The following is a 19,337-nucleotide window of genomic DNA, read 5'->3' on the forward strand; positions in this document are numbered from 1 at the left end:
TAGGCCGGCCGGGGTAAGGAGGGCAAAAGTAGACATTCCGGCCGGAGCTTCCGTAGTTTTGTCGTACAGACAGAAAGCCTGCTTGCTGTCATGCTGAGCGAAGTCGAAGCATCTCTACCGCTTCGTTGCAGCCGTACCCCACCGAAGCGGTAGAGATGCTTCGACTTCGCTCAGCATGACGACCATTTCAGCCCCATCTGCTCCCGCTTTTCCTCAACCCGTCAAACTCCTCATCTGGGACCTGGATGATACGTTCTGGCGGGGCACGCTCTCGGAGGGTGCGGTGGAGGCGCTGGAAGAAAATCTGCAATTGGTGCGCGACACGGCCGCCCGGGGCATTGTGCACACCATCGTGAGCAAAAACGACTTCGCGCCGGCGGAGGCTAAATTGCAGGAGCTAGGCATCCGCGACCTGTTCGTGTTTCCGCAGATCAGCTGGCAGCCCAAAGGACCGATTATCAAACAGCTGCTGGAACAGATGCAGCTGCGTGCCCCCAACGCCCTGTTTCTCGACGATAACCCCATCAACTTGGCCGAGGCCCAGTACTACAACCCCGGCCTGCAAACCGCCGACCCCCGGGAACTGCCCCAACTGGCCCCGCTGCTGCGCGCCAGCGGCAAGCCTGACCCCACGTTTTCGCGCCTGGAACAGTACCGCCTGCTGGAGCGTCAGCAGCAGGCCCGCACCCAGTACGACGACAACTTGGCCTTCCTGCGTGACGCCCAGGTGCGCGTGGAGCTGCGCGAGGGCAAAGACGCCGTGTGGCCCGACTTCAAACGCATCGAGGAGCTGATTAACCGCTCTAACCAGCTCAACTACACCAAGAAGCGCGTGGTGCTGCAGGAGCTGGAAGCCCGGCTGGAGGCCACGCGCCTGCGCTGGGGCACCGTGCGCGTGCGGGACCGATTCGGCGACTATGGCCTGGTGGGCGTGTACGCCCTGAATACCTTCACCAACGAGCTGGAACAGTTTACTTTCAGCTGCCGCATCCTGCACCTGGGCGTGGAGCAGTTCATCTACGCCCACCTCGACTTCCCGAAGTTACAGGTACAGGGCGACGTGGCTACCGAGCTTAATCAGACCGAAATTCCAGACTGGATTCAGCTGGAAACTCCCGCCGAGGCCGCAACGAAAGCTGCTGCTGCACCCACAGACCCAACCAAGCGCCTGCGCATCCTGCTCAAGGGCGGCTGCGACCTGGGCCAGCTCACGCCCTACCTGCAAACGTACCAGGTGGAGGTAGTGGAGGATTTCAACTACGTGAACGACAACCAGGTGCCCGTGCACACCGAGCACACCGAGCTGCTGCGCCTGAGCCGCACGCTGCCGCCCGAGGAGCAGCAGCGCCTGGCCGCCCGCCTGCCGTTTCTGGATGCCGAAGCTTTCCGGCCCCGCCTCTGGCAGCCCGGCTATGATGCGCTGGTGTACAGCCCGCTGATGGATTACACCCAGGACCTGTACCGGGAAAACGCCACCGGCCTTCTGATTCCCTTCGGCGGCTACCACGACCTGACGCAGGCCGACCCCGCCGAGCAGGCCCAACACTACGCCCGGCGCAAATTCCGGGGCATGGATGAGGCCTTTCTACGCCGCTTTCGGCAGGAATACACCTACGCCGGCCCGCTCACGCCCGCCCGATTCCAGGAAAACCTGGCGTGGCTGCGCCAGCAGCTACCGGCCACCGTGCCGCTCATCCTGCTCACCGGGGCCGAAGTCGAAGTGCCCGGCTCGGCGGAAGTAGGGGCCGTAGCGCGCCACCAGCAGATGAATGCGGCCCTACTCGATTTCGCCGCCCGCACCCCGAACGTGGCCGTGGTGGACGTGCGCGACATTGTGCGCACCCGCGCCGACGTGACCAACAATCTGCGCCACTATCAGCGCCCCCTCTATAAAGCCCTGGCCGATCAGCTGGCCGTCGAGCTGGCCCAGGGCGGAGCGTTGAAACGCTCCACTCTGGGCCAGGTACGTGCTGTGCTGCTGGATGCTCTGCCGAAGCCCGTGCGCAAAGTGTGGGACCGGCTCACGCAGTAGCGCTTGTCAGGGTAGATCAGGTATGCTGGGGCCTTTACGGTAGTTATTGAGGTTGGTTGGTCGGGCGAATTTGAAGAGCAGTAACGCATCCGCTTGCTGGTCTTCCGCTGCCAGCCCGTCCCGGGTTTGCGTCACTAGTTTGTTGGGCACGCCCAGGTATTGACTGGTTGGTCGCCCGATCAACTGATAAGCATGGCCGTGGGTATGGAGCACAAAAACCGTAGTGCCCATATCCACCGACTTAACCTGACCACTGCCACCAGGAGCGTATTGCATGCTTCCCAATCGACTTTTAAAATCCTGCAGCTCCGCAGCTGTCAGCCAGTGGTGGCCGGAGTAGTTGTGCGCTTCTACCGATTCAATTGACCGCACATCCACAAACTCCCGCAGGCGATGCTCCTGCAAATCCTGCTTTTGGGAGCCACAAGCTGTGGCAAGAATGCACAAGAGGAGCCTATAACAACCGGAGTAAAAACGCATGGCATCAGCACTAGTGGGTGAGCAATACCGAAGGAAGCTGTTTAGGAAGTCGTTCGACGGTTATGCTGAGCTTGTCGATGTTGCATACTTCCTAAACAGCTTCACTGATTGGTAAGTCTACTGCCGAATCAGCTCCACCAGTTGCTCCGTCAGGCTGCGGCGGGAGTAGCGGCGGCGGCCGGCGGCGGGCACTGGGATGGTGGGGTTCTGCTGCCAGGCCGTTACCAGCTCCTCCAGATACATGCGCATGGCGGCGCGGTCTTCGTACTCGAAGCTGCGGCCGGCCTGGCACTCTTCCAGCACCTGGGCCGCGTCGGAACCGGCGGGGCCGATGCAGATGACCGGGCGACCGGCGGCCAGGTATTCGAATACTTTGCCCGGCAGGATGCCCCGGTTGTGGGCCACGTCGGGGATGCCCAGCAGCAGGACCGTGCACCGCTGCATGTACACCACGGCCTCATCGTGCGGCACAAACTCCACCAGCTCGGTGCGCGCCGTGAGGCCCGCCGCGGCCAGCTGCTGCTCCACTTCTTTGGCCACCCGCCCCACGAAACGCAGGCGCAGCGGCACCTGCGGGTGCCGGGCCGCGCAGGCCGCCATCTCCTCAAAAAACGGCTCCACGTGGTACTGCCCCGTGATGGTGCCCACATACGTGAGCAGCAGCTTATCGGCCGGGGCGGCCTCTATCTGCTGAAAATCCGACTCATCGTAGCCGTTAGGTAATACCGCGAACTTGCCGGCGGGCAGCCCGGGAACTTTGCTCTGCAGCAGCCGGCCGGTATCGGCACTGGTGGTAATAACCACGTCGGCGGCTTGCAACACTTGCCGCTCGTAGCGCGCATCGAGCCAACGGGCCACGGCGGTGCGCATCAGCGTCTGGGTGTAATAGATATCGGTCCATGGGTCGCGCAGATCGGCCAGCCAGCGCCAGCCGTAGCGCCGCTTCAGCGCCAGCCCGATCAGCTGGGTAGAGTGGGGCGGGGAAGAAGTCAGCACCGCATCAAACTGCTCGCCGGCGGCCACCAGAGCGGCCACCTGCCGCAGGGCGAAGCTGTTCCAGCCCCGGCGCGGGTCGGGCAGAAACAGGTTGCCGCGCACGAAGCGGGCCACTCGCTGGGCCACCGATACCCGGCCTTCGTTGGCAAATCCGCCGTGCGGAATAGGGCGGCTGGTGAGTTTCTGATAGGTGCCGAAAGGCTCCAGCGTGCCCGTGCGCAGCACCCGTACGCCCGGTGGTACGTCGGCTTCCAGGGAGGCATCCAGCACGGGGTAAGCGGCCTGGGCGGGGTCCACGGTGATGACGGTAGGCTGCACACCCAGGGCCGGCAAGTGCTTCACCCACTTGAGGCAGCGCTGCACCCCGGCCCCACCTGAGGGCGGCCAGTAGTAGGTAATCACCAGCAAACGTAACGGGCGGGCAGCAGACTCGGGCACGGCAGAAAAGGCATCAGTGAAGCCGCGAAGGTACGCACCCGTGGCCTTTCGGGGTTTTCTGGTTACTTTTGGAGGCTGAACCCGGTTTCTTGTTTCCCGTCAGACTATGGAATCTGTTGTACTTTCTACTTCGGCGGCGGCCACTGGTCCGGCACAGCAACCGGTCGTAAACAATTTGGCGGCGCTATTACCTCAACAGCTACAGGAGGCAACAGCTTTCTGGGTCGATGTGGATCGGCGGCTGCGGGGGTTGGAGGAAATCGTACTGCCAAAGACAGCCTAACCGAAATCAGCGAAATCTGTACCATCTGCACCATCTGTGATTCATGTTCGATAACCTCAGTACCAAGCTCGACCGCGCCTTTAAAACCCTCAAGGGCCAGGGCTCCATCACCGAAATCAACGTTGCGGCCACCGTCAAGGAAATCCGCCGGGCCCTGGTGGATGCCGACGTGAACTACAAGGTTGCCAAGGAAGTAACCGACAAAATAAAGGAGGAGGCCATGGGCCGCGACGTGCTCATCAGCGTGTCGCCGGGCCAGCTGATGACCAAAATCGTGTACGATGAGCTCACCGAGCTCATGGGCGGCGAAAAGCAGGACATCGTCATCAAAGGCGAGCCGGCCGTGATTCTGCTGTCGGGTCTGCAGGGTTCGGGTAAAACCACCTTCGCCGGTAAGCTGGCCGCCTACCTCAAAAAGCAGAATCGCACGGTGCTGCTGGTGGCCTGCGACGTGTACCGCCCGGCCGCCATCAACCAGCTGAAAGTGCTGGGCGAACAGGTGGGCGTGGAAGTGTACTCGGAGGAGGAGAACAAGAACCCGGTGGACATTTCGCGCAATGCCATCGAGTACGCGAAGAAAAACAACAAGAAAGTCGTCATCATCGACACCGCCGGCCGTTTGGCCGTGGACGAGCAGATGATGAGTGAGATTGAGGCCGTGAAACGCGCCATCAACCCGAGCGAAACGCTGTTCGTGGTGGACTCGATGACGGGCCAGGACGCCGTGAATACGGCCAAAACCTTCAACGACCGGCTGAACTTTGACGGCGTGGTACTCACCAAGCTCGACGGCGACTCGCGCGGCGGGGCGGCCCTCAGCATCCGGGCCGTGGTGGAGAAACCCATCAAGTTCATCTCCACGGGCGAGAAGATGGAGGCCCTGGACATGTTCTACCCCGACCGGATGGCCCAGCGCATCCTGGGCATGGGCGACGTGATTTCCCTGGTTGAGCGCGCCCAGCAGCAGTTCGATGAGGAAGAAGCCAAGCGCATCAACCAGAAGATCCGCAAAAACCAGTTCAACTTCGATGACTTCCTCTCCCAGCTGGAGCAGATCAAGAAGATGGGCAACCTGAAGGACCTGGTGGGTATGATTCCCGGCATGGGCAAGGCCATGAAGGACGTGGAAATCGACGACGACGCGTTTAAGCCGATTGAGGCCATCATCAAAAGTATGACTGCCAAAGAGCGTGCCCAGCCCGAGCTGCTGAACGGCTCCCGCCGCCGCCGCCTCGCCAAGGGTTCCGGCACCGATATTCAGCAGGTGAACAACCTGATGAAGCAGTTCGAGGACATGCGCAAAGTGATGCGCACCATGAACAAAATGAGCCAGACCAAAGGCGGTATGCAGCAAATGGCCCGCATGATGGGCATGAAAGGTCCGCTCCGCTAACCCCCGAATGTAACCGGATTCGTTACACGGATTCGGTATGGGCCCCAACGCCAACGCGCCCGGTAGCTACAGCTGCCGGGCGCGTTGGCGTTTAGGGGAGGGATACACTCCTGCTTATAACGCTCCGGTTGGATAATGGCCAGCGTTGATGGCGGCTAACTGCGGAGCCGAGTACGGAGCGGTACGCACCTGAACATCGGTGTGAAAAGCGCGAAACAGCGCAAAAACGTAGCGCATCCGCTGCTGAATCCGGGTCCAGTCGTGGGCGGCGGTGCCAGCAGAGGCCGGCCCGGGTGCTACCGAGGAGCCGCCGACGGTTGCCAGCAGTACCAGGGCCGGCGTAGCGGCGGTCAGCGGTAGATGCACCTGTGAGGGTACGTCATGCGCCACTGCCAGGTGAGTATCACCAATAGTAAACTGTAGCAGCCGCTGCGTCACGCACCGGCGAATAATGAGCGGTATAGCTCCCTGAATGTACGGTTCCAGCCGGACGTGCTCGTGCCACACGGCAAAGCAATTGCCCAGGTACGTTGCCTCCTGTTTCCGGGCCGTATCAGGCGTTTGGTGAGCCTGATAATAGTGGCTAAACGCTTGTTGCAACAGATTGTGAGTGGAGCCTGGCGCGGGCTGCAGCGTCTGTAGAAACGCCTCTATTTCCGTTGGTCCGGCCGGAGCATCGCGCTGGAGTAGCTCAATAAAGCGGGCCGACTGCAGCCCGATATCCTCAAGCACTGTGCGGTTGCCGGCCAGAATCAGCCGGGCCGATACCCGGCGGCTGCGTCGGATGATGAAGCGGCCCACAGCGGCCCCGCACACGGCTCCCAGCAGTGCGGCGGCGGGTTGCCATACCAACGGAAAATTCAGCAGCCAGCCGCACCCTAATCCCACCAGGCTCCCGACAATTCCGCCCACCACCGTGCCGTCGCGCCGGGCCTGGTCCAGGTCTTCCTGCCGGATCGTGACCCCGGCCTTGCGCGAGCCCCATACGGCCCAGGAATGAAAGTTTGCTCCGGCCTCTGGCCCCAAAACCTGTTCCAGTTCCTGAGCCAGTAAGTAGTGGCAACGTGTGATTTTCAGGTTGGCCAGCACCGGTTCCGGCTCCTGCAAAGCCGCCCGGATTTCCTGCGTCAGATAAGTGGGGGCGGAAGGACTGAGAGCGGACATGTGCAGTGGAAAACGGATAGGCTCGCCAAGGTAGGAGGAACGGGTTAATGCAAGAATATTCCGCAGACAAAAACGGCCACCGCTCCGGGAGCAGTGGCCGTTTTTATCTGAAAGGTGAAAAATTTTAGTTCTTCACCATCGGCAGGTTGATGTTCACCGCCTGCCCGGTCACGCGCACGATGTATGAGCCCATCGGCAGCGCGGGCAGCAGCGGATGCTCCTGACCGCCGCCCAGCTGCGTCTGGTACACGCGGCGGCCCGCCAGATCCAGCACGTCAACCTGATAGGTGCCAGCGGGCAAAGCCTGCAGGTCCAGCGTGAAGCGGCCCTGGTGGGGGTTAGGGTACAGCGTAACCGAACCCTGCGCCCGCTCGAAGCGGAGGGTGCGCACCATGGAGTACGTGCCGGGACCGTCCAGATCTACCTGCCGCAAACGGTAGTAGAGGAGCTTGCTGGTCCGACGACCCGCCCCGGCATCGAGGAAGCGGTAGGTGGAGGCCACGGTGGTAGTGCCTTTGCCCTGCACAGTGCCTACCTTCTCGAAGTCAACCCCGTTGAGGCTGCGCTCTATTTCAAACCGGTCGTTGTTCAGCTCCTGGGCCGTGGTCCAGGTCAGAAGGGCATCCTGGCCGGCAGCTTTGGCCTCGAAGCTGGTCAGCGTAACGGGCAGGGGGCGGCTGATGGTGACGTCCTCGTTGGTGGAGGTAGAGGCCGAGTAGTTGCTGCCGCCGGCCGCGCCCAGGCTGCCATCGGTGGTGCCGGCGTAGTTGGCGCCGGGCGTTACCGTGGCGGGGGCAGTGGTACGGAACGGGTCGGCATACGTTACCGTGGCGTTGGCCTGGTACGCAAAGTTATCCTGGGCCGATGCCACCAGCGTGGCCCGGAACGTGAGGGTAAGGGTGGCCCCGCCCGGAATAGTGAGGTTGCCAAACTCGGCCTGGCTCACGTTGTTGTTGGGTAGCGTGGCTCCGGTTACCGGCGTAATGGTGCCGTTGGCGTCGCGCAGGGTAATAACCGGGGTGAAGCCGCCATCATAGCGGACAATGTTGTTGGCCAGCGCGGCCAGTACACTTACCCCGGTAGCCTGACCACCCGTGTTGGAAACCGTGATGGTGAACGTGGCCGGCTGTACGCTGCTACCCGCGCCGCCCGTGCGCTGCACGCTGGGAGTAGAAGTAGCCATGGCCACCGACAGCGAAGGCAGACAAGGCCCGGACCCGCCAATGATGGTAGAGCCCGCATCGGTGACGTTGAGTACGGGAGCACCGTCGCCGCCACTGGTAGCCCCGAAGGCCGCCGTGCCGGTGCCGGTGTTACCCCGGGCGCCGCCGGTATTTACCTCGGTGCCCAGGCTGCTGTTGCTGAAGATAAAGCCGCCGCTGCCGCCGCCGCCGGGGCCGTAGTTGGTATTGGAACCGGTAATGGCGTTGCCGCCGCTACCGCCCGTGGCCGTGAGGGTGATATTGGGTACGCCGCCGGTGTTAGTGGCCAGCAGCACCACAGTGCCGCCCGCGCCGCCGCCGCCGCCGCCGTTGGTGTAGTTGGTGGTCAGACCAGCGGTAGGCGCGTTGCCGCCGTTGGCCCGCAGCTCGCCGCTACCGCTGAGGTAGCCGGTGCGCAGCACAACCACGCCGCCGCCGTTGCCGCCGCTGCTGAGGGTGCCGGCTTCTTCCATAGAGCCGGCCCCGCCGCCGCCGCCCAGAAACCACCGGCCCAGGCTACCTGCGAAGTTCGCTCCGCCCGCCGCCCGGATGGTGCCGTCGGCCGAGCCGTTGTTACGGCCCCCGAGGCCACCGGCCGCGTCGTTGCTGCCGCCGCCGCCCCCGGCTCCGCCGGCGTTGGTGGTAGTAGCCAGCAGGTCGGCCGCGCCGCCGCCGGCGTTGCCGGGAGCTCCGCGCCCCACGCTGCCGCCGCGGTAGCCTTCCACGCCCGTATCAACCACGGAGGTGCCATTGAATACGTAGCGTGGGGTACCGGCCCGGCCTTCCCCCTTCGAGCCATGCGCCCCGGCGGTGGTGGTGCCGGCCAGGTTGCGGAAGTCCGCATCGGCGTAGCCGGCGCTGCCGGTGTACTGGCGGGAGGCTCCGCCCCGGAATCCTTTGCCGCTCATGTCGAGGCGGCTGCCGGTGCCGGCAAACGTGGTTTGCCCGGCTACATCCAGCACCAGCAGGCCCCCGGCTTCGCCGTTCCAGGCCGTACCGGTTACGGTGCCAGTTACCGTCAGGGATGAATACTGCGGCACCCGCACCACCTGGAAGCGTCGCTGCCCGGTGGGGTTGGAGGCATCGTTGTAATCAACCCGCTGGTACACCCGGCCCAGGGCCTTTGCCAGCGTGAGCGTACCCCCCGAAAGCGGTACCGAGTTCGTGGCAATGGCGTACTCGTAATAGCCGGCCGTGAACGTGTTGCCGCCCACGTTGCCGCTTGCGTTGCCACCGGCCGTACCGTTGCCGTAGGTATCGGCATTGTCGGTGTTGAGGTCAGCGCCCTGGGTTTGCAGAATCATCACCAGGTCGCCGGCACTGATGGGCGTGGTGCCGCCCACGGCTGCGCCCAGCGTCAGGCTGGTGGCATTGGCGGCGGTGGTAGCCCCGCCCGGGAAATACGTGTTGGGCACCGTGCTGCCGGTGAGGGCGCCGGGGCCATCCTTGCCGGGCGTGGCGCAGGCCGTAGCAGCATTCGTAACGCCTTCTATCACGGTTGTGATGGTGGCCGTGTTGTTGGTCGTGACCGGATCGGGGGTGGGGGAGCTGACGCCGGTAGTGGCCGTGACGGAGCCCGAGGCGGGAGCCGTAAACCGAACGGTGTTGACTACCGGAGCCGCGCCGCTGGGCAGGCTGGCCGTGGTGGCAAACGTAACCAGACCGCTGGTACCATTGTAGCTACCGCTGGATACAGTCACGCCCGTCAGGCCGGTGGGCAGTTGCACGGTGGGTACCACGTTAGTGGCCGTTTCGGTGCCCAGGTTACTGGTGTTAACGCTGTACGTAATCTGCGCGCCTGGGCTGGCCGAGGTGGGTCCGCTGATGCTGGAAATCAGGTCGGCTCCCTTCACAATGATGGTGATGTTAGCCGGGCTCGACCGGTCGCCCAGCACGGAGGCTACGGTGTAGGGTACCGTTACCACGCCGGCAAAGGTAGCAACGGGTGTAAACGTTACTACTCCGTTGGTGCCCATTGTGAACGTGCCCTGGCCCGCTACCGTGAAGGTGTTGTCGAGGGTGGTGGTGCTGGGGTCAAGGTCAACCGAGCTGGTGTTGAGGTTGCTGCCCTGGGCCACGTCGTTGCTGAGGATGTTCAGCGAAACCGGCACGTTGAACACGGTGCCGGCCACATCGTCGTTGGCAAACGGGGCGCGCACGATGGCCAGGTTCCGGATTTCGTGGAAGTTGTTGCTGCCGCCCGTCGAGCCCGAAAACCCAATCCGCAGGTTGGAAGGTGGCGTCGAAATCGTGACGCGGTTGACGGCCGTAGCTACGGCGTTGCCGTGCTGAATACGCACCGTAATCTGGTAGGTGCCGTTGGATTGCGGAATTACATCAATGTAGGCCCGCCGGAAATCGGCCGTACCCTGCTGGGCGCGCACGGTGGCTACGTCGAGGCTGAACGGCAGGCTGCCGCTCCCGGCCAGGTAGGGATAATCGGTGGCGCTGCGGCCGTTGCCCGCGCCGCGCAGCGACACGGCATCGGGCCGGGAGCCGGGGCCGCCCACGCGGCCTTCGGTGGGGTTGGCAAAATTGCCGAATTCATCAATGCCGATGCCCACGTAACCGTTGGGCACCCCGTCGCTGATGGGTGACTCCGTTTTCTGGGCGTAGCCCAGGGAGCCGCCCGAGGCGCCGCTGGTAAACGCGGCGGCCGAGGTTTTATCGGCATCAATCAGGAATACCGAAAAGCCATCGGCCCCGGTGCCTCCGTACGAGAAGAACTCGAACGAAATGCTGAAACCCGATGGGGCCGGAAAGGAGGCGTTATCAATGGCAAAGCCTGCCTGATTGTCAGCGTCGCTGGTCAGGCGCAGGTAGCCGGAGCCGTTGGCGTCGAGGCCACTGGCGGCCGTCAGCACGGCCGTGTTGGGGTTGCCACCCAGCCGAAAGCCGGAGCCAGAGGTAGCGGTATTTTTAAACGACTCTACCCGGGGAAACTGTGCCAGCGCGGTGGTAGAACAGGCCAGAAAAATGCCCCAGCAGGTGAGCAGCCGGCGCAAAGACCGGCCGCGTTGTCGGGGTGGCAACGAGGAGGGGAAAGGTGTTAACATAGCGTTTGGAAGAGGATGGTGAAGCAGAAGAACAGGTTCAGCCGAAGCAGAAGAATGAACCAGACAGTAAGCCGATTCAGTGCAATGATATAGAACGTTTCTAATAATTTGGACATTTCTTATATAAGTTATATATTCTATATAAATAGTAAAAACGATTTTGCGTTAAGCTCGTCACTGCTTCCAAAAAGTCTAGTAGTGTTGAGTAATTGCTTGATTTACAAAGGTAAATTGTGAATGACCATACGGTTTAGCCTGCTTTCTGCTATTTCACTATCAAATAGGATTGTTCCCTATATCGAATTAGCTATAACAATAAGGAGATGCGTAATAGCAATAAATAAAGGTAGCTACATAGGTAGGTCGCAGGCTGTAACCTGCTGCGGGAAGAAAACGAGCCAATAACAGCATAAAGGCCGGCCCCGAAACTGACTATCAATAGTCAGTTTCGGGGCCGGCCTTTATGCTGTTAGAGAGTTGCTGCCGCCTTTATCTTCTGAATAAAGTTTGGCCTTTGGCAGCCTGGCATAGTGGAGCCTGCTACTCTCGCTCAAAAGGATTGGCGGGCACGACGAGCACTACCTTTTCGCGCTCTACCAGCACCTGTCCGGGCTTGGCTCCGCGGGGCTTGCGCACAAACTTTTTGGGCGTGTAGGTAACGGGACAGAGTGAATCATTTTTGCGGCGTGAGTACCAAGCGGCCAGCTGGGCAGCCCGTTCCAGCACCGGGGTTGGAATAGTTTGGCCGGCCCGCTGCCGGATAACAACGTGGGAGCCGGTCACGTCCTTGGCGTGCAGCCACAGGTCGTCTTTGTGGGCGTAGCGTTGCGTGAGCAGGTCGTTATTTTCGGCGTTGCGGCCCACCAGAATCGTGAAGCCACTGTCCTCGAATACCTTGAAAGGTAACTCCTGCGGATTGGCTTTGGCGGCCGTGGCGGGGTCGAGGGCGTGCTGCTTGCGCCACTGCCGGAGCGGCCGTAACTCGCCGGCGGGTAGGGCCGCCAGCTCTTCCAGGCGCTCCAGAGCCGTCAAGGCTTCGGTTTCGCGCCGCTCGGCCCGGGCACTGAGCTCCTGGGTTTCGCGCTGCTGGTTCTTGGCTTTGCGGTACAGGTTCTGGGCCGTGCGCTGGGGCGTTTCAGTGGGCTTCAGCTTGATGAGGCGCGGCTGGTCGTTCTGGTAAAAATCCAGCACCTCCACCTGCGCGGCCCCGGCTGGAATCTGGCTGAGGTGGGCCATAATCAGATCGGCCGTCTGGCGGTAGCCCACCGTGTTTTCCAGCGCGTACAAGCGCCGACGCACGTGTTGGGCGGCGGTAGCGGCTTCGTCGGCCCGCCTTTCCAGCAGCTGCCGTACTTGGTGCAACTCCGCTTCGTAAGCACGGCGGTTCAGCAGCAGCGGCCCGAAGCTGCGCAGTGCCCCGATAGGGTCCGTCGCGGGCAACGTCTGCTCAATATCACCTACCGGCAGCAAACTCAGGCGGGTGCGCCCGGCCAGCCGAACAATATAGAATGCGGCGGGGTGCTCCAGTTCCCGAACTACCTGGCGCATCAGTTCCCACCTGGTTTCGAGTGGGGCTGCGTCGTAGTCCTGCTTGCGCAGGTAGGCCACCGGCAGGTCGCCGAGGCTGGGATAAGCTTTGAGCGGGTTGGCTGGCAGTTCGGAACCAGACATTGGTGGCGCCGGGGCAAGTTCTGCATCGGGCAGGTAGCGTTGGTGGAAAAGCTGGGCCGGGGCGTTGGGGGCCGTCCGGAAAATGGCGTTGGGCCGGGTACTATACAGCTTCAGCACCAGCGTGGCTCCGCTCCGAAACGTAATCTGCAGCACCCGGTCCTGGGGCCAGGCCGTTATGGTGCTTACTTGCTGGCCCAGCAGCTCCGGCAGCAGATCCACCGAGTTCTGCCGGGCGCGGTGAAACGATTCAGGCAACGCAATCAGGGTGCCGGCCGCCGCCAGCGTTAGTTTCAGCCAGCACTCGGCGAGGCCGTTCGTCAGGCCAATTACCAGCTCATCCTTTTCCTGTGAAAAGCAGGTGGCTACGCGGTAGCCCTGCAACTGTTGGGTAAGCGCCGGAGCCAGTTGGCGCAGGAAATAGTGGTTGGTATGCACGGGAAGGCGGAAAGAGCAGAAAAGAAAAATAAACCGGAACAGCGCAGCCTGCCGTCGGATACGTTACCAGCGGCAAGCGGTAAAACTACCACTCCCGCATGCAACCGTAGCACTCTGCTTCGGTATCATCTATGCGCATCTATACCACCTTATTCCTTATTACGCATGAAAAAAGTAGTACTCCCGATGCTGGCCGTGCTAAACCTGGCTGGCTGCCAGAAAGCAAGCGTAGAGCCCGAACTGGCTCTAGCTGACACTGAGGCGGCTTTTGAGGCCGATTTCTCGCTGCAACATCAACAACAGGCATTCCTGCCCAGCCTGGCCCAGCCTGAACTGACGGTGCGGCTGGAAGAGTTGAAATACACTTTTTGCCCGGAAGGAATGATGTGCTTCGTAGGTCCTTCCGCATGGCCGGAGCTCAACGTAACCGATGCCCGGGGCCAGGAGCAACGGGTAGTGTTTCCCCCATTTAATGCCCAGCGGGTACCTAATCCGACTTGGCTGGATACCATGAGCGTGCGAGCCAATAACCGGCGCTACGTATTTACCTACCAACGTTGGGAAATTGTGAAGCCGCTGGGCCGGGGCGTGTATCCGGGCAAATCGGATTTCACGCTGTGGTTCCGCATCAACCGCACAGGGAATTAGTGTCCGGTTCTGCCTTATACTGTTACTCGCAGCCCATCGTAAGCCAGCCGGATAAAGTCCGGGAGGGTAGCTTCTATTTCGCGCTGGCGGCCTAGCTGGTGGCTGATGTGGGTGAGATAAGCGCGGCGCGGGGCTAAGTCTTCCAGAATATCCACGGCTTCCTGCAGCGTAAAGTGCGAAATGTGCTTCTCGTGGCGCAGGGCGTTGAGCACAATTACCTCCGAGCCGCGCATCTGCTCCAGGGCCTCCGCACCGAGGTGATTCGCGTCCGTCACGTACGTAAAGCCTTCCACCCGGAAGCCCAATACCGGTAGCTTGTAGTGCAGGGCCCGAATCGGCTGGAATTCCACGCCTTCCACCCGGAAACTGTCGGTGTCGCTGAGGATCGGGTGCAGCTCTACCTGCGGAATGCCCGGGTATTTGCGCTCGGCAAAAATGTACTCGTACTCGCGCTTTAATTGTTCCAGCACGCGCGGCTCAGCATGCACCGGCATATCGCGCTGTTGGCGGAAATTATAGGCCCGAATGTCGTCGAGGCCGCCGGTATGGTCCTTGTGCTCGTGGGTGAATACCAGCGCATCAAGGTGGTTGATGTGCTCCCGCAGGGCCTGTTGGCGAAAATCGGGCCCCGAGTCGATGATAATGCTCTTGCCCTGCACCTGCAAATGCACCGACACCCGCAGCCGCTTGTCGCGGTAGTCCACGGAGCGGCACACGACACAGCTACAGCCAATCACAGGCACGCCCTGCGACGTGCCCGTACCGAGGAAAGTAACTTCCATATGAAGAGAAGGGAGACTATGATAGCTGAGAAATGAGACCATGTTCGTATGGCGCGAACGTCAGAATATAGTCTCACTTCTCACCCCTCATAGTCTCATTTCCAGACTAGCCTACGTACTGCTTTACCACGCGCACCAACGCGTCGAAATCCAGCGGCTTGGGCAGGTAATCGGTTACGCCGGCCTCGCGGAACTGCTCCATAGAGTAGTTGTTGGCATTGCCGGTAATGGCAATAACCGGAATTTTGGCAATGCGCGGATCGGCGTTGCGGCGAATCTCGCGGGTACATTCCATGCCATCCTTCACCGGAATATTGATATCCATTAGTACGCAGTCAATGGGCTGGCTCTCAATCTGCTTGATAACCTCGCCGCCATTTTTGGCCGACACGATGCGGTACTTCTGGAGTTCAAGAATCTTCTTTGTCAGGTTCAGGATAACGGAGCTGTCCTCAGCAATCAGAATCGTTTTAGAATCGGCCATGGGGAGGGAGAGTATGGGGGAGGGGGAGGTGAGGGTTGTGGGTAGATGAAGAGAGGCAATATGCGGGGCTCACGCACTGGTAACGTTAAGGAGCCTGCGTAAGGACGGGATATGCAGCCTTAAATTGTGCAAAAAAACCAAGTAATTGTTGAAATGATTCCGGAGTAGTTTCCGTACGGCCGTTTTTCAACTCATGTTCCAGGTCTTTCGCACTTTCCGCCACGTTCCGAATGCCCAGTGTAAATCCGGTGCCTTTTAGCTGGTGCAAATGTGGTAAAATCTGTTCGTACTGCCCAGCGGCCACCAGCGCGGCGGCTTCGGCCAGCACGTCGGCGGCTTCCTGCTCGAAATCGGCATAGAGCTGGGCCGCAAACTCGCCACCGCCCAGCTGGCGCAACTGCTCCACCACATCCAGGTCAATGCAATCGGCCGGGGCGGGGGCCGGTTCCGGGGTGGTGGTAGCGGGGGCGCCGGCAGTGTTTTTGAGTGAGTCGGCGAGGGGCGGGCCGGCCATCCAGCGGCGCAGAATGGTGTACAGGTCCTGGCTCTTCACGGGCTTCGAAACGTAGTCATCCATGCCCTGCTGCACAAACCGCTCGGCATCCTCTTTCATGGAGTAGGCCGTCATGGCCACGATGGGCGGACAGGCCGAACCGAGGCGCTGCCGGATTTCCTTCATGGCCGTCACGCCGTCCATTTCCGGCATCTGGATATCCATGAAAATCAGGTCATAGCGCGCCGCGGGAGCAGTGGCCCGGCTGATGGCTTCAAACCCATCGGAGGCAATAACAATGTCGCAGCCCAGCTTATCGAGCAGGCGGGTGGCCACCTTCTGGTTGATAGGGTTATCATCAACGAGTAGGATGCGGGGCATTGATTCGAAGCGGACCACCTCCTGCGGCCGCTCCCGGGCAGTAAGGCGCTCCTGTACAATTTCGGCCTCGTTGAGTGCTACCCGGCACTGCATCGTAAACCAGAACGTGGAGCCTTCGCCCACATTGGAATACACCCCGATTTCGCCGCCCAATAGCTCGGCCAACTGCTTGCTGATGGCCAGGCCCAACCCTGTGCCGCCGAAGGCTTTGGTGGGGGTCGTATCGAGCTGGGTGAAGTTGGTGAACAGCAGTTTTTCGTTGTCTTCGGAGATGCCAATGCCCGAATCTTGTACGGCAAAACGCAGCAAGTGCTCCTCCCCATCCGTCACTGTGGACGAAACCACGATGCTGACGGTGCCCTGGGCTGTGAATTTGATGGCGTTGGAAGTGAGGTTGCTCAGAATCTGCAACAGCCGGGTTTCGTCGGTAATAATGAAGCGTGGCGTGTGGGATGCAATGTGGTAGGTGAAGGTGAGGTGCTTCTGGTTGGCCCGGTTGGCGAACAGGGAGTGAATCTTGTCGAGCGTGTAGTGCAGATCGATGCCCGACTCGCTGAGCTGGAGCTTGCCGGCCTGAATTTTGGACAGATCCAGAATATCGTTCAGAATGGCCATCAGCGCATCCGACGATTTGCGTAGCGTGTCCACGTACTCCTCCTGCTCCTCCGAGGAAACCGTCTGGTGCAGCAGGTCAATCATGCCGATGATACCGTTCATGGGCGTGCGGAGCTCGTGGCTCATATTGGCCAGGAACAGCGTTTTGGCCTCCAGCGCCTGCTCGGCGGCTTCCTTGGCCCGGCGCAGGTCGCTTTGCATCTGCTTGAGGCCGGTAATGTCACGGGCAATGCCTTCGGTGCCGCCTTCGCCGTTGCCGGGCACCTGGCGGGCATTCACCAGCACGCTCACCGAGTGGCCGTCCTTGTGGCGCATGGCTATTTCGAAGTTGCGGGCCTCCCCGTTCTGACGCACTTCTTCCAGCAGCGTAGCCCGTTCTAAGGGGTACATGTAGTAGTCGCCGATGTAGTGGCCAATGGCCTCTTCGGGCGCGTAGCCGAGCATATCCAGCACCGAGGGGCTGAGCAGCGTGATGATGCCACGCCCATCGGTGCGGTAGTACACATCCTGGAACGACTCGAAAATGGCCCGGAACTTCTCCTCCTGTGCCACCAGTTCCAGCTGGCTGCGCTTCTGATCGGTGATGTCGTGGGCAATGCCCGAAATTTCCTCGAACGAGCCGTCGTCGAGGTAAATGGGGTTAAGGTAAATTTCGCGCCACGTATCAAGGCCCCGAGCGTCGCGCAGGCGCACCTCAAACCGCTGCGGGTGGCCCTGGAAAGCTTTGCGGTAATTGTCGATGAAGGCCTCGCGGGCGTCCTCTTCCATCAGGGCTACATCGGCCTGCCAGAGGTTGATGTTGAGGGCCGGGTACACGCCGTTGCGTCGCAGGAAGTACGCCGCGTAGTTGCGGTTGAACGACGAGAGGCGGGAGTGGGTATCCACGGACCACATCAGGTGGGAGCCGCTCTCGAAAATGGCGTTCAGGCGGGCGTTCTGCTTCTGAATCTGCACTTCGTTGCGCTTGCGCTCAATGGCCAGGGCCACCTGGTTGGAGATGAAGTGCAGAATCTCAATATCGGTGGGCGCGTAGGCATCGGCCTTCTGGTAGTCCTGCACCGCAATAACCCCGATAATCCGCTCCCCGATACTCAGCGGCGAGCAGAGCATCACCTCCGGCATCAGCCCGTAAGCCGTAATGGTGCCGTTGCCGATGAGCTCCTGCAACTCCTCGCGCAGTAGGTACTGCGGCCGGCCCGTGCGGATAATGTACTCCGACACGCCCGAGGAAAACGGCCGCGCCATGATGCTCTGGTCGCCCTGGGAGTTTTGGTCCACGAAGTAGGCGAACTGGAGTTGGGTGCGGGCCTCGTCGCAGAGGGCAATGTAGAAGTTATTGGTTTCAATGATTTTGCTCAGCTCCCGGTGAATGGCCCCGTAGAGGGAATGCAGGTCCTTGGAGCTGATGGCCAAGTTGGCAATGCTGTAATATACCTTCTGCAGCCGCTCCGCCTTGATGCGGTCCGTAATATCGTGCAGAATGGCGCGGGTGCTCACCGGTTCGTTGTCCTGCCAGGAGCACGAAATGGAGCCGATCAGGTGAATCGGCTTGCCCGATTTGGTCAGGAATACGGTTTCCAGCTTATTCACCTTCTCGCCCTTGTACAGGTTGCGCAACTGGTAGAGCAGCTTGGCCTTGTAGTACGGGTGCACCACGTCGGAGAGGGTGAGGTGGGGCAGGTCGGTGTCCTCGTAACCCAGCTTTTCCTTCCAGGCCTTGTTCACGAACAGAAAGCGGTTGTCCACACTCAGGTTCTGAATCAGGTCGTGGGCGTTGTCGAGGAAGTCCTGGAGGCGGTTGCGGTTGTCGGTGAGGGCCCGCACGGCCACCTGCTTATCGGTGATGTCGCGCCCCACGAACAGGATGCCGTTGATGAGGCCCGCCGCGTCACGCTCAAACTCCGAATGCCAGAAGAAGGTGCGGCCCTGGCCGGAAACCGTGAGCAGGGAGCGTTCAAAGAAATCCTGCAGTTGCTCCTGCTCGATGGCGTGGTGAAAAGCAAACCGGCGCGGCTCCTGCTCGGCCGGGGGGGCGAACAGGGTAAAATAATCGCGCCCGATAAGCGTCGCGGCCGGCCGGCCGGTTACTTCGCTGAAATACTCATTCACGTCCTGAATCCGGGCGTTCCGGTCCAGCAGCAGGTAGCACATGCCGGCCCGGCTGAGGACGTCGCGGAACTGGCCACGCGAAAAATTGCTCAGGTTGGCGGAAACTTCGGGCGGAAGCGAGGCGCTGGGAGCCGGGGTGGCGGGAACGTACTGCACAATGTCGCGCAGGGTTAGCAGAATCAAGGGGCTGTGGCCGGTGCTGAGCCGGTTGATGGTGGCCCAGGCTTCCAGGCCCAGCCCGTCGGAGCGGTGCCCGCTCCAGCGCATGGATTTTTTGTCGCCTATGCGGCTGCATTCCATCAGCTGCTCGCGCAGGTGCAGCTCGGAAGTAATTTGGATGGGGGAAGCGGGTTCGGGAACAAGGGCGAATGCCATCAGGCCCGTACCCAGCAGCATCGGGCGGGTAGTGCCCAGGTATTGCACCACGCGGTGGTTACAGTCGATGAGCGTGCCGGTAGAATCGTAGAGTAACAGGCCATCGAACGAGTCTTCGAACAGGGCCCGGTACACCTCGGGGGCCAGGCTGGAGCCGTGGGAGGGCACGGCGGCCGATGTACTCGGAAAGGTAGACATGGGTATAGCGGGCTGCGCCGGGCCGGCTCTTTTTGAGAGAGGCACCGAATGAAGTTCTTAAATTTGCGACAATTCCTGAAACTACCGCTTTTCCCGCTCCGG

11 protein-coding genes are annotated in these 19,337 nt (G+C 61.1%); 3 read left to right on the plus strand and 8 right to left on the minus strand.

Annotation, left to right across the window (positions count from 1 at the left end; all coding sequences use genetic code 11):
- Positions 1–175 precede the first annotated feature (175 nt).
- Complete coding sequence (locus EI293_RS11625) at positions 176–2,032, plus strand: hypothetical protein (RefSeq protein ID WP_125437780.1); 1,857 nt, start codon at positions 176–178, stop codon at positions 2,030–2,032.
- 6 nt (positions 2,033–2,038) lie between these two features.
- Here EI293_RS11625 and EI293_RS11630 read toward each other — a convergent pair whose 3' ends face one another.
- Positions 2,039–2,479 (minus strand): hypothetical protein, encoded by a 441-nt coding sequence (locus EI293_RS11630; RefSeq protein ID WP_148103278.1) that lies wholly within the window; start codon positions 2,477–2,479, stop codon positions 2,039–2,041.
- 150 nt (positions 2,480–2,629) lie between these two features.
- The gene (locus tag EI293_RS11635) at positions 2,630–3,946 is read right to left on the minus strand and encodes a glycosyltransferase family 4 protein (RefSeq protein WP_246010620.1); all 1,317 of its coding nucleotides are present in this window, start codon (positions 3,944–3,946) and stop codon (positions 2,630–2,632) included.
- Between the two features lie 326 nt (positions 3,947–4,272).
- Between EI293_RS11635 and ffh the strand changes: the two genes are divergently transcribed.
- Positions 4,273–5,622: a signal recognition particle protein gene (gene ffh, locus EI293_RS11640; protein ID WP_125437784.1), complete on the plus strand. Its 1,350-nt coding sequence runs from the start codon at positions 4,273–4,275 to the stop codon at positions 5,620–5,622.
- A 114-nt stretch (positions 5,623–5,736) separates the two neighbouring features.
- On the opposite strand, the gene EI293_RS11645 is transcribed toward ffh, so the two are convergent.
- The 3 genes from EI293_RS11645 to EI293_RS11655 all read right to left on the minus strand — a co-directional run bounded on the left by EI293_RS11645 (position 5,737) and on the right by EI293_RS11655 (position 13,150).
- On the minus strand, positions 5,737–6,786 hold the full coding sequence (locus EI293_RS11645; protein ID WP_125437786.1) for a cytidylyltransferase family protein: 1,050 nt from the start codon (positions 6,784–6,786) through the stop codon (positions 5,737–5,739).
- A gap of 124 nt (positions 6,787–6,910) precedes the next feature.
- Positions 6,911–11,044 carry a T9SS type A sorting domain-containing protein gene (locus EI293_RS11650; RefSeq protein WP_125437788.1) on the minus strand — a complete coding sequence of 1,378 codons (4,134 nt, stop codon included), beginning with the start codon at positions 11,042–11,044 and terminating at the stop codon, positions 6,911–6,913.
- A 540-nt stretch (positions 11,045–11,584) separates the two neighbouring features.
- Positions 11,585–13,150, minus strand: coding sequence for an NFACT RNA binding domain-containing protein (locus EI293_RS11655; RefSeq protein ID WP_125437790.1), 1,566 nt, complete (start codon positions 13,148–13,150; stop codon positions 11,585–11,587).
- A 165-nt stretch (positions 13,151–13,315) separates the two neighbouring features.
- Between EI293_RS11655 and EI293_RS11660 the strand changes: the two genes are divergently transcribed.
- Entirely contained in the window at positions 13,316–13,798 is a 483-nt protein-coding gene (locus EI293_RS11660; RefSeq protein ID WP_125437792.1) for a hypothetical protein, read from the plus strand.
- Positions 13,799–13,812: 14 nt separating this feature from the next.
- Here the strand turns inward: EI293_RS11660 and EI293_RS11665 are convergent, their stop codons facing one another.
- From EI293_RS11665 to EI293_RS11675, 3 genes are all read right to left on the minus strand, one after another.
- Entirely contained in the window at positions 13,813–14,580 is a 768-nt protein-coding gene (locus EI293_RS11665) for an MBL fold metallo-hydrolase (RefSeq protein WP_125437794.1), read from the minus strand.
- Between the two features lie 106 nt (positions 14,581–14,686).
- On the minus strand, positions 14,687–15,064 hold the full coding sequence (locus EI293_RS11670; RefSeq protein WP_044001748.1) for a response regulator: 378 nt from the start codon (positions 15,062–15,064) through the stop codon (positions 14,687–14,689).
- An 85-nt stretch (positions 15,065–15,149) separates the two neighbouring features.
- Complete coding sequence (locus EI293_RS11675; protein ID WP_125437796.1) at positions 15,150–19,235, minus strand: PAS domain S-box protein; 4,086 nt, start codon at positions 19,233–19,235, stop codon at positions 15,150–15,152.
- Positions 19,236–19,337: the final 102 nt, after the last annotated feature.

Origin of the sequence: Hymenobacter perfusus, assembly GCF_003944765.1 — a bacterium.
Lineage (GTDB): Bacteria > Bacteroidota > Bacteroidia > Cytophagales > Hymenobacteraceae > Hymenobacter > Hymenobacter perfusus.

Coding starts and splice junctions, on each gene's coding strand:
- EI293_RS11625 (WP_125437780.1), top strand. CDS start 176: ATGACGACCATTTCAGCCCCATCTGCTCCCGCTTTTCCTCAACCCGTC.
- ffh (WP_125437784.1), top strand. CDS start 4,273: ATGTTCGATAACCTCAGTACCAAGCTCGACCGCGCCTTTAAAACCCTC.
- EI293_RS11645 (WP_125437786.1), bottom strand. CDS start 6,786: ATGTCCGCTCTCAGTCCTTCCGCCCCCACTTATCTGACGCAGGAAATC.
- EI293_RS11650 (WP_125437788.1), bottom strand. CDS start 11,044: ATGTTAACACCTTTCCCCTCCTCGTTGCCACCCCGACAACGCGGCCGG.
- EI293_RS11660 (WP_125437792.1), top strand. CDS start 13,316: ATGAAAAAAGTAGTACTCCCGATGCTGGCCGTGCTAAACCTGGCTGGC.
- EI293_RS11665 (WP_125437794.1), bottom strand. CDS start 14,580: ATGGAAGTTACTTTCCTCGGTACGGGCACGTCGCAGGGCGTGCCTGTG.
- EI293_RS11670 (WP_044001748.1), bottom strand. CDS start 15,064: ATGGCCGATTCTAAAACGATTCTGATTGCTGAGGACAGCTCCGTTATC.
- EI293_RS11675 (WP_125437796.1), bottom strand. CDS start 19,235: ATGTCTACCTTTCCGAGTACATCGGCCGCCGTGCCCTCCCACGGCTCC.